The sequence below is a fragment of the Roseovarius sp. MBR-51 genome, from assembly GCF_053628575.1.
In genome coordinates, this window is the sequence record NZ_JBRJGQ010000007.1 from 133072 (window position 1) to 145210 (window position 12139).

Annotated in this window: 11 protein-coding genes; 6 read left to right on the plus strand and 5 right to left on the minus strand. The window is 65.5% G+C overall.

All coding sequences use genetic code 11. The features are described from left to right. Positions 1 to 113 precede the first annotated feature (113 nt). Together ACSSVY_RS11920 and ACSSVY_RS11925 are read right to left on the minus strand one after the other, a co-directional pair. Positions 114 to 1247 (minus strand): methyltransferase, encoded by a 1134-nt coding sequence (locus tag ACSSVY_RS11920; protein WP_454269769.1) that lies wholly within the window; start codon positions 1245 to 1247, stop codon positions 114 to 116. 4 nt (positions 1248 to 1251) lie between these two features. Then, positions 1252 to 2121, minus strand: coding sequence for a polyprenyl synthetase family protein (locus ACSSVY_RS11925; protein ID WP_009819274.1), 870 nt, complete (start codon positions 2119 to 2121; stop codon positions 1252 to 1254). Between the two features lie 92 nt (positions 2122 to 2213). On the opposite strand from ACSSVY_RS11925, the gene crtD reads away from it, so the two are divergent. Together crtD and crtC are read left to right on the plus strand one after the other, a co-directional pair. Continuing rightward, positions 2214 to 3764, plus strand: a complete 1551-nt coding sequence (gene crtD, locus ACSSVY_RS11930) for a 1-hydroxycarotenoid 3,4-desaturase CrtD (protein ID WP_454269770.1) — start codon at positions 2214 to 2216, stop codon at positions 3762 to 3764. Then, positions 3761 to 4633, plus strand: coding sequence for a carotenoid 1,2-hydratase (crtC, locus tag ACSSVY_RS11935; RefSeq protein ID WP_454269956.1), 873 nt, complete (start codon positions 3761 to 3763; stop codon positions 4631 to 4633). The genes crtD and crtC overlap by 4 nt, the downstream gene beginning before the upstream one ends. A gap of 95 nt (positions 4634 to 4728) precedes the next feature. On the opposite strand, the gene tspO is transcribed toward crtC, so the two are convergent. The 3 genes from tspO to ACSSVY_RS11950 are packed head-to-tail and all read right to left on the minus strand — an operon-like array spanning position 4729 to position 7789. After that, positions 4729 to 5190 (minus strand): tryptophan-rich sensory protein TspO, encoded by a 462-nt coding sequence (gene tspO, locus ACSSVY_RS11940; RefSeq protein ID WP_454269771.1) that lies wholly within the window; start codon positions 5188 to 5190, stop codon positions 4729 to 4731. Next, positions 5187 to 6236, minus strand: a complete 1050-nt coding sequence (gene crtB, locus ACSSVY_RS11945; protein WP_454269772.1) for a 15-cis-phytoene synthase — start codon at positions 6234 to 6236, stop codon at positions 5187 to 5189. Before crtB ends, tspO begins: the two co-directional genes overlap by 4 nt. Beyond that, positions 6233 to 7789, minus strand: a complete 1557-nt coding sequence (locus ACSSVY_RS11950) for a phytoene desaturase (RefSeq protein WP_454269773.1) — start codon at positions 7787 to 7789, stop codon at positions 6233 to 6235. The genes crtB and ACSSVY_RS11950 overlap by 4 nt, the downstream gene beginning before the upstream one ends. A gap of 70 nt (positions 7790 to 7859) precedes the next feature. On the opposite strand from ACSSVY_RS11950, the gene crtA reads away from it, so the two are divergent. The 4 genes from crtA to bchO are packed head-to-tail and all read left to right on the plus strand — an operon-like array spanning position 7860 to position 12138. Further along, positions 7860 to 8606 carry a spheroidene monooxygenase gene (gene crtA / locus ACSSVY_RS11955; protein WP_454269774.1) on the plus strand — a complete coding sequence of 249 codons (747 nt, stop codon included), beginning with the start codon at positions 7860 to 7862 and terminating at the stop codon, positions 8604 to 8606. Then, positions 8603 to 9607: a magnesium chelatase ATPase subunit I gene (bchI, locus tag ACSSVY_RS11960; RefSeq protein ID WP_454269775.1), complete on the plus strand. Its 1005-nt coding sequence runs from the start codon at positions 8603 to 8605 to the stop codon at positions 9605 to 9607. Before crtA ends, bchI begins: the two co-directional genes overlap by 4 nt. Then, positions 9604 to 11262, plus strand: a complete 1659-nt coding sequence (locus ACSSVY_RS11965) for a magnesium chelatase subunit D (protein WP_454269776.1) — start codon at positions 9604 to 9606, stop codon at positions 11260 to 11262. The genes bchI and ACSSVY_RS11965 overlap by 4 nt, the downstream gene beginning before the upstream one ends. Positions 11263 to 11265: 3 nt before the next feature. Next, on the plus strand, positions 11266 to 12138 hold the full coding sequence (gene bchO, locus ACSSVY_RS11970) for an alpha/beta fold hydrolase BchO (RefSeq protein ID WP_454269777.1): 873 nt from the start codon (positions 11266 to 11268) through the stop codon (positions 12136 to 12138). Position 12139 lies beyond the last annotated feature (1 nt).

The window sequence follows — 12139 nt, forward strand, 5'->3', positions numbered from 1 at the left end:
GTAGCCTCCTATCCCTTGTCTGACACTGTCAGATTTTGGATTCCTCTTCCTTGTAAGTGTAACCGGACACGCCAATGTGTCACTCTTTCTTTACATGTATATTCAAATTTCCGTCAGGCTGACTTGACACACATCACCGCGCTGGCAACGAAAGGGCGCAGGCTGCGCGGTGTGTGGATATGGTCAAATCCAGCGGTCCGGCAAAGCTCGGCGATGCGCGCGGCAGAACGTGCGCGTCCGGTACCCATCGCCATGGTATAAAAGGAAAAATACACATCGCCCGCGCGCTCTGGCCGTGCGCCACCGGCCATTGGCTCGGCCACGATCAGCCGCCCGCCGGGGGGCAAGGCGGCATGTATCTTGGCCAAGAGCGCCGTCACCGTGGCGTCGTCGTGATCGTAAAGCACCCGGATGAGCGAGATTGTATCCGCGCCCGTGGGCAGGGAATCTGTGCGAAACGAGCCGGGAACGAGTGTCAACCGCGCGCTCAACCCAGCCTGTGCCAGACCGGCGCGCGCGGAGGGGATCACCTCGGGGAGATCGAAGAGCGTAAGGCTCAGCCTGGGGTAACGCGCGGCGACGGCGCCCAGAAACGCGCCGCTGCCGCCGCCGATATCCAGCAGGTGATGCGTGTCCTTGAACGGGATCATCCGCAGCACATCCTGCGCCACAAGTCCCTGAGATTGCGCCATGAGGTCCGAATAGCGGCGGGCGACCTCCGGCTGCATTTCTGCGGCTGCGCCAAAGACATAGGGCCAGAAGCGAGCCAATTCCGTCTCGCCCTGCCCGCGCAAGAGGGCGACGGGATCTGCCATGTCGGCGTAAAAGGCGTGATGATGGCGAATCATCGCTTCAAGCCCCGGCACCCCGAGAATGGCTGCGCCTTTGCGGGCCAGGGCATAGCGCCCGTCCCGACGACGTTTGAGGAGATGGAGGGCCGCGCCCGCCTGAAGCAGAATCGTCATGCGATCCTCGGGCACACCCGTGCGTCGCGCCAGACCGGCGGGGCCCTGCGGTCCCTCGGCGAGACGATGCAAAAGCTCCAGCTCGACCAGCGCCGATAGCACCTGGGACTGCACAAACCCTTGGACGATATCGAAAATCTCGGCCCCGTCGCGCCGCGCAATGCCGCGCGTCAAGGGAAAGCCGCTGGCCCAATGCTGAAAGCGTGGATTGGAGATCAGGCGCGTGAGCCAGCCGCCGCGCCTCTGCGGGCGACGCTCTGTCAGGTCGCCGGCCACGGTCATGCGATCAGGCCCGCATGCGCGCGGGCAGAACAGAGATGATCCGCTCGGCCTGCATCTGCACCATCTTGGCCAGACGCGCCTCGCCGGGGCAGGACGGGATCGAGGAAATCGCCCCCGCCAGAATATCCTTGAGCCGCGTCACGGCGCCGGGCACACCCAACTCCGCCACCGCATTGGGCCGCCCGTGCAGATCGTCCTGCCCCACCGGCTTGCCCAAGGTCTCGGCATCCAAGAGCGCGTCGCGCAGGTCGTCGGCCACCTGAAAGGCGGCACCGATACGCGCACCCAACTCATACCACGGTTCGGGTTCGTGCCCCGCCGCGATGGCCCCCATCTGGGTTGCGGCGATAAAGAGCGCGCCGGTTTTCGAGCGGTGATAGGCCTCGAGATCGACCTTTGGTTCGCTCTCCCAGCCCTGCCCTGCGCAGATCCCATTCGGCATGCCGCTGCGGCGGGCAAGCGCAAGAATCAACGCCGTGGCGCGGCCGGCATCGTGATGGGCCACGCGGGCGAGAATTTCAAAGGACATGATGATCAGCGCATCGCCGGTCAGCACTGCCAGCGGTTCGGAATAGGCGCGATGCACCGACGCCTTGCCGCGTCGCAGATCGGCATCGTCGAAACAGGGCAGATCGTCATGCACAAGGCTCGCACAATGCATGATCTCCAGCGCGGCGGCGGCGGCATCGCTGAGGTCGGGCCGGTCATCGCCACAGGCCATTGCCACAGACATGAGAATCGTCGGGCGGATGCGCGCGCCACCGGGGCTTGTCGCGTAATCAAGGGCGTCGGCCAGCCGTGCCGGGGTCTGCCCTGCCTGCCCCCGCGCAATCGCCTGCGCAATGGCCGCCTCAATGCGGGTCTCGATGGGCATAGCCGCTCCTTTTCGCCGGATGTCTCACAAATCTGACACATCATGTGTAAATCATACTGGACACATTGCGTGCATGAGTCAACAATCGCGTTATGAAGTCAGACACCCCTCTTTCAGACGCGCGCAACCGGGTCGTGGTCGTCGGTGCCGGGATCGCGGGGCTGGCGGCGGCTGTGCGGCTGGCGCATGCGGGCCTGTCGGTCACAGTGCTGGAACGCCACGCCGGTCCGGGCGGCAAGATGCGCGCCCTGCCCTCGGAGGCCGGGCCGGTCGATGCGGGGCCAACTGTTTTGACCCTGCGCGGCGTGTTTGACGCGCTCTTTGCCAGTATCGGCGAGCGTCTTGAGGATCACATCGAGCTTGTCCCGCAAGAGATCCTTGCGCGGCATTTCTGGCCGGATGGCAGCGCGTTGGACCTATTTGCCGATGAGACGCGGAGCCGCGCGGCGATCCATGCCTTTGCCGGGGCGCGGGCCGCGCGGCAGTTTTCTAGATTTTCCAAACGCGCACGCCGCCTCTTCGCGGCTTTTGACGGGCCGATGATGCAGGCGACAGCGCCTTCTCCGTTTGCCCTGAGCGCCGTTGTTACGCGACAACCGACGCTGATCCGCGCCATGGCGCCGCTGTCCACACTGGCGCAGAGCCTTGCGCGGCACTTTGACGACCCACGTCTGGCACAGCTCTTTGGGCGCTATGCGACCTATGTCGGCGGGTCGCCCTATCACTCCCCAGCCCTTCTGGCATTGATCTGGCGAGCCGAGGCGGCGGGGGTCTGGGTGGTGCGGGGCGGCATGCACCGGCTGGCGCAAAGTCTGATGGATTTGGCGCGCGCGCGCGGGGCCGAGTTCCGATTTCAGGCGCATGTCGCGCGGATTGATACCGTCGCAGGGGTCGCGACCGGCGTGACCCTTGCCGATGGCACCCATATTCACGCAGCGCATGTGGTTTTCAACGGCGATCCGCGCGCTTTGGCCTCGGGGGCGCTTGGGCCAGACCTGTCGCATATTGCCCCGCAAACACTCAAGACCGCGCGCAGCCTCTCGGCACAGGTCTGGGCCTTTGCCGCCACGCCCTCGGGCATTGATCTGGCGCATCACAACGTGTTCTTTGCCACCGATCCCAAGGCCGAATTTGACGACCTGCGCACCGGGCGCTGCCCGCGTGATCCCACGGTCTATGTCTGTGCGCAGGATCGTGGACTGCTCGAGCCGCCCCCAACGCGGGAGCGGTTCGAGATCATTCTGAATGCTCCGCCGCTCGACGGCCTCACCCAAGCAGCCGAGGATTTTGCCTCATGTCACACCCGGACCTTTCAGACCCTCGCGGGTTTTGGCCTACGCTTCAATCCCTTGCCGGGCGAGGGGGCGCTGACGACGCCGGCGCGGTTCGACCGGATGTTTCCAGCCTCGCTCGGATCGCTCTACGGGCAGAGCCCGCAGGGGATGATGGCGGCCTTTCAGCGCCCCGTCGCGCGGACGCGGGTGACGGGCCTCTATCTGGTGGGGGGTGGGGTACATCCGGGGGCGGGCGTGCCCATGGCCACGCTCTCCGCCCGGCACGCGGCCGAGGCGATTCTGAGCGACCGAATTTCAACCTCGACGTCCCAAGCAATGGCTATGCCTGGTGGTATATCGACGGCCTGAGCGACGATGGCCGCCGTGCGGTCAGCGTCATTGCCTTCATCGGGTCGGTATTTTCACCCTGGTATGCGTGGTCAGGCCGCAAGACCCCCGCCAATCACGTCTGCATCAACGTGGCCACCTACGGGCAAGGTGGGCGGTTTACTATGACCGACCGAGGCACCTCGGCGCTACGGCAGACGCAAGAGTGTCTCACGGTGGGTCCGTCGTCGATGCGGTGGGAGAACGGGCGGTTGATCATAGAGATTGACGAGATTTCCTCGCCCCCGCTCATCGCCCGCGTGCGGGGGCGGATCACGGTCACGCCCACCGCGTTGACCGGGGTGGAATTGCCGCTCACACCTGAAGGCACCCACATCTGGCGGCCCTTTGGCCCCACCTCGACCATCGAAGTCGATCTCGACGCGCCCGGTTGGCAATGGCAGGGGCACGGCTATTTCGACGCCAATTTCGGCACGCGCGCGCTGGAACAGGATTTTCGCTATTGGACCTGGGGGCGGTATCCGGTGCGGGGGGGCTCGACCTGTTTCTACGATGCGGTGCGGATGGATGGATCGGAACTGGCGATGGCGGTGCATTTTGATGCAGAAGGCAACGCGGAAACCATTCCTCTGCCACCCAAGGTGGCGATGCGCCGGAGTCTCTGGATGGTGGCGCGCGAGACCCGGGCCGATGCAGGCTATCAGCCCAAGCAGGTCAAGCCAATGCTGGATGCGCCGTTCTACAGCCGCTCGGCAGTCCGCACGCGTCTGGATGGTGAGGACACCGTGGGCGTGCACGAGGCGCTGGATCTGACACGGTTTCGGATGGGGTTGCTCAAGCCGATGCTCGCCGTGCGCGTGCCACGCCGATCACGGTGGCGGTTTGAGTAGAGACGGGAAACTGAGCCAAGATGACATTGCTCGAGGTCAGAGGGGCCGCGTGGGTAAACCGCAACCAAGCTCCGCTCAAGACCAATCGCCGTGGGCTAGCGCACCGCATCCGGGTTGAGCCGCAGCACTGACAGGTTGAGCAGCCCCGCCACGCTGACCCATGTGAGATAGGGTACAAAGAGCAGCCCTGCGATCCAATCCACGGACCAGAGCGCCACCAACGTTGTCGCCACCGAGACCCAAAGGGCGCAGAGCACGATCAGCCCCAACCGCATCCGCCGCAGGCCAAAGAAGACCGGCGTCCACAGGCCGTTGAGGGCGATCTGTAAGGACCAGAGCGCCATCGCAATCCCGTTGCCGGGGCTGACCGCCACGCGTGCGCCCGCCGCCGCAATGCAGACATAAAGGGTCGTCCACGCCACGGGAAAGAGCCAGTTGGGCGGAGTCCACCACGGCTTTTTCAGGCGCGCATACCAGTCACCCGGCGGAAACAGCCCGCCGGTCGACCCTGCCGCGAAGCAGGCTGCCAGAAAAATTCCGAAGGTGATCCATATCATGCAGTCTCTCTAACCTGTCCGACATCGCGGCTCAACCCTGTCTCGCGCTCGATGTCCTGAGCCTTGAGGCGGGCCAGCGCCTCGTAGAGCGTATCGCTCCAGTCGGCGGCGCGCGGGGCATCCTGAGCGGCGGCGCGCACCAGAAACTCGGTTTCAGGCAGGGATTTGGCGTAGATCATGGGGGAGCGGGGCAGGATCACCGTGCCGCCCGCCCGAAGCATGGCCAGCATGAGCCAGCCCAGTTTCTGTCGACCATTGGTGCGGGCGCGCCGGGTGATGCTGTCATAGCCACCGGCCCGCACCCGCCCGCCAATTCCGGCGTAGATGAAGCGCGCGGCAAAGATGCCCGGCCGTGCCGCGATCGGAAGTGCAGCAATGCCGGATTCAGAGCGGTGATAGAGCGCTTCGGCCTCGTGCAGGAGTTTGCGCACCATGCGACGGTTCTCGGAGGTTGCCGTTGTGCTGTGCAGGAACGCCTCGGGCGTCATGCCCGCCTCGGAGAGCCAGTCGAGCGGCAGATAAAGCCGCCCCTCGCGCGCGTCTTCTCCGACATCGCGGGCAATATTGGTGAGTTGCATGGCAACGCCCAGATCGCAGGCCCGTGCCAGCGCATCACGGTCGCGCACCCGCATCAGCACGCACATCATTGCGCCTACGGCAGAGGCCACGCGCGCCGCATAGGCCCGCAACTCGGACAGGGTTGCATAGCGCCGCCCTTCGGCATCCCAAGCCAAGCCTTCGAGCAGCGCATCAGGCAGGGCGCGCGGCATGTCGAACCCTTCGATGATGGCGGCAAAGGCGCGGTCGGCGGGGGCATTGCGGGGTCGCCCCGCATAGGCGAGATCCAGACGTTCGTGCAGCGACAGGACCGCCGCCGCCTTTTCCCGGTTCTCGTCTACCGCATCATCCGCCAGACGGCAAAAGGCGTAGAGCGCCAAGGCCGGATCGCGGACCCGGCGCGGCAAGAGTTTGGAGGCGGCGTGAAAAGAGCGTGACCCGTGGCGGATCGCCTCGGTGCAATGCGCCAGATCATGCGGGTCAATCATCGCTCTACCCCCACGGGCACCGCATCGGGCACCAATTGCGCCAGCACTTCGGCGCTGGAAATCACCCCCGGCAATCCCGCGCCCGGATGGGTGCCTGCCCCGACAAGGTAGAGGCCACGCGCCTCTTCACTGACGTTATGGGGGCGGAACCACGCGCTTTGCAGGATGCGCGGCTCGATGGAAAATCCGGTGCCATAGGGGCTGAGATAGCGGTCGCGAAAGGTTTCGGGCGTGAAGACCTCGGACGCGGTCAGATGCGCGCCCAACCCCGGAAGTAATTGATCTTCGAGCACCTTTTGCACCTTTTTGCGATAGGGTTCGGCCTCGGCGGCCCAATCTACCGGATCGGCATGGCCCAGATGAGGCACCGGGCTGAGCGCGTAAAACGTGTCCCCCCCCGCAGGGGCCACACCCGGATCGGTGACTGAGGGGCGATGCACATAGAGGCTCATGTCCTCGGACAGAATGCCACGCCGAAAGATGTCGCGCACCAGCCCTTTGTACCGGGGGCCGTTCAGAATGGTGTGATGGCCCGCATCCGGCCACATCTCGCGCGTGCCTTGGGTGCCGAAATACCAAACAAAGAGGCTCATCGACCAGCGCGAGCGTTTCAGACGTGCCGGTGTCCAGCGCCGTTTTGCGTGATTGCGCAACAGGTGGTCATAGGTGTGTCCGGCATCGGCATTGGAGACGACGATATCGGCGTTGATCGCCTCACCACCCAACAGCTTGACGCCCGTTGCATGGCCCTTGGTGATGACGATCTCATCGACATCGGCCCCCTGCCGGATCAGACCGCCCTGCCCCTCGATCACCCGGACCATGGCGCGGGCGATGGCATCGACACCGCCGATGGCGTAATGCACCCCAAAGGCCGCCTCCAGATGGCTGACGAGCGCGTACATGGATGTCACGTTGAACGGATCACCGCCGATGAAAAGCGGATGGAAGGACAGCGCCATGCGCAGGCGTTCATCCTTCATCCGCCCTGCCGCATGGGCATAGACCGAGCGGTCGGCCCGCAGCCACGCGAATTTCGGCAAGACCTTGATCAGATCGACCAGACGGTGCATGGACCTGCGCCCCAGATCCTCGAAGCCGAACCAATAGCGCGCCTCGCTGTCCTTGACGAAGCGATCATAGCCCGCCAAGTCACCGGGTGACAGGCGAGAGACCTCAGCGCGCATCGCCTCCCGGTCCTGACGTGCCGTAAAGGTGCTGCCATCCGGCCAGCGGATTTCGTAGAATGGATCGAGCGCGCGCAGATCGACATCGGTGTCGAAATCGCGCCCGCAGGCCGCCCACAACTCGCGAAAGAGCTGCGGCACGGTGACAATTGTCGGCCCCAGATCAAAGCGGTGACCGTCCTTGGTGATGCTGGAGCCGCGACCGCCGGGGCTGTCAAGGCGGTCCAGGACTGTCACGCGGTATCCCTTGGCCCCCAGTCGCATCGCGGAGGCCAAACCCCCGAGCCCTGCCCCAATGACCACAGCATGCGGGGCATCGGCGCGTGTGGCCTGTTCCATCAGGCGCGGATCGACTCTTGTCAACATAAGATGACCCTACATGTGTCTAGTTTAATTGACAATCATTTCTCGCGCCTCTTTTCTTGCGCGTCAAACCATGTCAGACTTATCTGACAGCCTGGAAAGGAGCGGTGCCATTCAAACCGTCAGCCTCAGTTTTTTCCGCTTTTCGCGCGGTATCGACCGGCTCTGGGCGCTGACCATGATGGGCGCGGCACGTCTGGCCCTGCCAAAGGTGCCGGAAATCGGGTTCTGGAAGCTGTTGGGGTCCGGCACAGGTGAAGGATTCACCCCCATTCCGAACACTGGCGTCTATGCCATTCTTGCCGTCTGGCCGGACGCGGCCACGGCCCGCAAACAGACAGAGACCGCGCCGATTTTTGGCCGCTACCTGACGCGCGCCACGGAAAGTTGGACGCTGTTCCTATCGCCCACCTCGGCGCGGGGGCATTGGTCGGGCGAAGCCCCGTTTCAGATCACCAGCCCCGCCAGCACCGGCCCGCTTGCGGCGCTCACACGCGCCACGGTGCGCCCGCGTAAGGCGCTGCAATTCTGGCGCCGCGTGCCAGATATCAGCGCGGTGATCGGAGCGGACCCTAATGTTGCGTTCAAGATCGGGGTGGGCGAGGTGCCGTTCTTGCATCAGGTCACATTCTCGATCTGGCCCGATGCACAGAGCATGACAGCGTTTGCCCGCCATGATGGTCCGCATGCCCGCGCCATCGCCGCCGTGCGCGACGGCGATTGGTTTCGCGAAGAACTCTACGCCCGCTTTCGTGTCATCGGCGAACGTGGCACATGGGGGGGCGCGAGCCCGCTCACTCACATCAAAGGACAGATATGACCGCAGCTTTTCCGTTTTCCGCCATTGTCGGTCAGGACGACATGAAACGTGCCATGATCCTCACGGCAATCGAGCCGGGGCTTGGTGGCGTGTTGGTATTCGGCGACCGGGGCACTGGCAAATCCACAGCCGTCCGGGCGCTGGCCGCGCTCTTGCCGCCCATTCGCATGATCGACGGCAGTCCGATCAATGCAGAGCGTCCCGAAGACACGCCCGACTGGTCCACCGCGCCTCTGGGCGACATGGTCGAGCGGCCAACCCCGGTGGTCGATCTGCCCTTGGGTGTGACCGAGGACCGCGTGACCGGCGCGCTTGATATCGAACGGGCGCTGACCTTGGGCGAAAAGGCGTTTCAACCGGGGCTCTTGGCACGGGCCAACCGCGGCTATCTCTATATCGACGAGGTCAATCTGCTCGAGGATCACATCGTCGATCTTTTGCTCGATGTGGCCCAATCCGGCGAGAACGTGGTCGAGCGCGAGGGTCTCTCGATCCGCCATGCGGCGCGCTTTGTGCTGGTGGGCTCTGGCAACCCCGAAGAGGGCGAATTGCGCCCGCAACTCTTGGACCGCTTCGGTCTCTCGGTCGAGGTGCGCTCGCCCAAGGACATCGAAGAGCGCATCGAAGTGATCCGCCGCCGGGACGCCTATGAGCGCGACACGGCAGCGTTCATGGAGAAATGGCAGGCCGAAGATGGTCACATTCGCGCCGCCATCCTTGCCGCGCGCGACGCCCTGCGCCGCGTGGGTACTCCCGACGAGGCCTTGCGCGATTGCGCGACGCTCTGCATCGCCATCGGCGCAGACGGGCTGCGCGGCGAATTAACCTTGCTGCGTGCCGCCCGTGCATTGGCGGCCTATGAGGGGGATGCCGCCGTGACCCGCGATCATCTTGCCCAAGTGGCGCCCCTGGCACTCAGCCACAGGCTGCGCCGCGATCCTTTGGACGAGGCGGGCAGCGCCACGCGCATCGCGCGCGCCATGTCCGAGGTCTGGGGATGACGCCGAGTCCGGCATGGGCGCGCGCGCTGCGGGCGCTCACCTTGCTGGCGATTGATCCCGAAAGGCTCCGTGGTCTGACGCTGCGAGCCCGCGCAGGGCCGGTGCGGCAGGCGTTTGAAATGGCCCTCGCCCGCCTGCCCGGCCCCGCCCGCCGCATCCATCCCGACCTGACGGATACACAGCTGTTTGGCGGGGCGGATATTGCCGCGACACTGGCCGCCGGATGTCTCATTCAGAGTGCGGGACTGGCGCAGAGCCCGTCCCGGCTTATCCTGACCATGGCCGAGCGCACACCGCCGTCGCTTGCCGCACGGCTGGCGCAACTGCTGGACCAGAGCGGCGCGCATGCGCTGGTGCTGTTGGACGAGGGGATCGACGGCGAGGAGGCGGCACCGGCGACCCTGACAGAGCGGCTTGGACTGCATGTCACACTGGACGATATTCGCCACGATGCGGCCCCCGCCCTGATGCCGGCCCCCGCAGATCTGATGGAGGCGCGCGACAGGCTTGCGGGCGTGACGCACAGCCCCGAAGATATTGCCACGCTCACGGCGCTGGCTGCCAGTTTCGGCATTGACAGCCTGCGCGCGCCGCTCCTCGCGCTGTGGGCCGCCCGCGCTCTGGCCGCACTGGCTGATCGCGGCACGGTCACGCAGGACGATCTGCGCGAAGCCGCAGAGCTGGTGTATCCGTCGCGGGCCACGCAGCTGCCACAAGAGCCCGAAGACGAGAGACCCGACGAGACACCCGAACCCGAGGACCAATCCAGCGCGGAAACGCCCGACATTCCCGATGAGGTGCTGCTCGAGGCGGTGGCGGCCCTGTTGCCCCCCGCGCTGCTGGACAGTCTGGCCAGCCGCTCGGGTCAACGCCGCGCGGCTGGCTCGGGCGCGGGGGCGCGGCGCAAGGCGCATCAGCGCGGTCGCCCTCTTCCGGCCCGCGCCGGTGCCCCGGATGGGCGAGGGCGGATTGATCTGATTGCCACGCTGCGCAGCGCAGCCCCCTGGCAAGCCCTGCGGCGGCGCACCCGGCCCGATGCGCCGGGTCTCATCATTCACGCCTCGGACATCCATATAAAACGGTTCGAGGATCGCGCCGACCGGCTGGTGATCTTTGCCGTGGATGCCTCTGGCTCGTCAGCGCTGGCTCGTCTGGCCGAGGCCAAGGGTGCGGTCGAACTGCTGCTCGCTCAGGCCTATGCACGGCGCGACCGTGTGGCGTTGATCGCGTTTCGGGGTCAGGGCGCAGAGCTGATCCTGCCGCCGACGCGCGCGCTGGTGCAGGCCAAGCGGCGGCTTGCAGGTCTGCCCGGTGGCGGCGGCACGCCTCTTGCTGCCGCGCTTGAGGCGGCGCTGATCCTTGCCCGTCAGGCCGAGACCCATGGTCTGAGCCCGGCGCTGGCGCTGCTGACCGATGCGCGGGCCAATATCACGCTTGATGGCCACGGCGACCGGGTGCAGGCGGGGTTGGATGCCACGCGCATGGCCCGCCTGTGGCGCGACCAGAGCCTGCCCGCCATCGTCATCGACATCTCAGCCCGTCCTGGCCCGGAACCGGCACATCTTGCGGCCGAGATGGGCGCGCGGCACCTGCCTCTGCCCCGCGCCGATGCACGCGCAATCTCTGCGGCTGTGACCTTGGCCTTGGGAGATTGAGTCATGGACTGGCAGCGCGATCTGGCGACATGGCCCCATAACGCGCATTCCCGGCGGCTATACAATGCGCCACATCACTGGCATGTGCAGGAAATGGGCAGCGGTCCGCTGGCGCTCTTGCTGCATGGGGCCGGGGCCTCGACCCATAGCTGGCGTGATCTTATGCCGCTTTTGGCGCAGAGCCACAGGGTGATCGCCATTGATCTGCCGGGTCAGGGATTCAGCCGCGCCGGTGCCAAGCGTCGTCTGGGCCTGCCCGGTATGGCAGAGGATATCGCAGCCCTTTGCGAGGCGCAGGGGTGGCAGCCCGATCTGATTGTTGGGCATTCGGCAGGGGGCGCGATTGCGCTCGAGCTGGCCACGCGTCTGAGGACCCCCGAGGGCACGCCGCCGGACATTGCCTGTCTCAATGCCGCCTTGGGCCCCTTTGAGGGCGTCGCGGGCTGGCTGTTTCCAGTGTTGGCCAAGCTGCTCGCGCTTAACCCTTTGACAGCGGCGCTCTTTACGTTGGGTGCGGACAAGGTGACGCGCGCACGTCGTCTGATCGAGAGCACGGGATCGCGCATCCCGCCCGAGGGTCTGACGCTCTATGGGCGTCTGATCGCGGACCGGGCGCATGTCGATGGCACGTTGCAAATGATGGCGCAATGGAATGTGGCCCCCTTGCTGGACCGGTTGAGTGCTGTTCCCAACCGGTGCCTCTTGATCACCGGTGTGCGGGATCTGGCGGTGCCGCCCGATACCTCGATGCGCGCGGCGGCACGCCTGTCCTGCGCGCAGGTGGTTGCGTTGGACGGGTTGGGGCATCTGGCCCATGAAGAGGACCCTGCGCGTATTCTGGCGACGTTGAACGACAGCGCAAACTGGCCCGGCTGAT

Coding starts and splice junctions, on each gene's coding strand:
- crtB (WP_454269772.1), bottom strand. CDS start 6,236: ATGATTGACCCGCATGATCTGGCGCATTGCACCGAGGCGATCCGCCAC.
- crtA (WP_454269774.1), top strand. CDS start 7,860: ATGTCAGACTTATCTGACAGCCTGGAAAGGAGCGGTGCCATTCAAACC.
- ACSSVY_RS11965 (WP_454269776.1), top strand. CDS start 9,604: ATGACGCCGAGTCCGGCATGGGCGCGCGCGCTGCGGGCGCTCACCTTG.
- bchI (WP_454269775.1), top strand. CDS start 8,603: ATGACCGCAGCTTTTCCGTTTTCCGCCATTGTCGGTCAGGACGACATG.
- bchO (WP_454269777.1), top strand. CDS start 11,266: ATGGACTGGCAGCGCGATCTGGCGACATGGCCCCATAACGCGCATTCC.
- ACSSVY_RS11925 (WP_009819274.1), bottom strand. CDS start 2,121: ATGCCCATCGAGACCCGCATTGAGGCGGCCATTGCGCAGGCGATTGCG.
- ACSSVY_RS11950 (WP_454269773.1), bottom strand. CDS start 7,789: ATGTTGACAAGAGTCGATCCGCGCCTGATGGAACAGGCCACACGCGCC.
- crtD (WP_454269770.1), top strand. CDS start 2,214: ATGAAGTCAGACACCCCTCTTTCAGACGCGCGCAACCGGGTCGTGGTC.
- ACSSVY_RS11920 (WP_454269769.1), bottom strand. CDS start 1,247: ATGACCGTGGCCGGCGACCTGACAGAGCGTCGCCCGCAGAGGCGCGGC.
- tspO (WP_454269771.1), bottom strand. CDS start 5,190: ATGATATGGATCACCTTCGGAATTTTTCTGGCAGCCTGCTTCGCGGCA.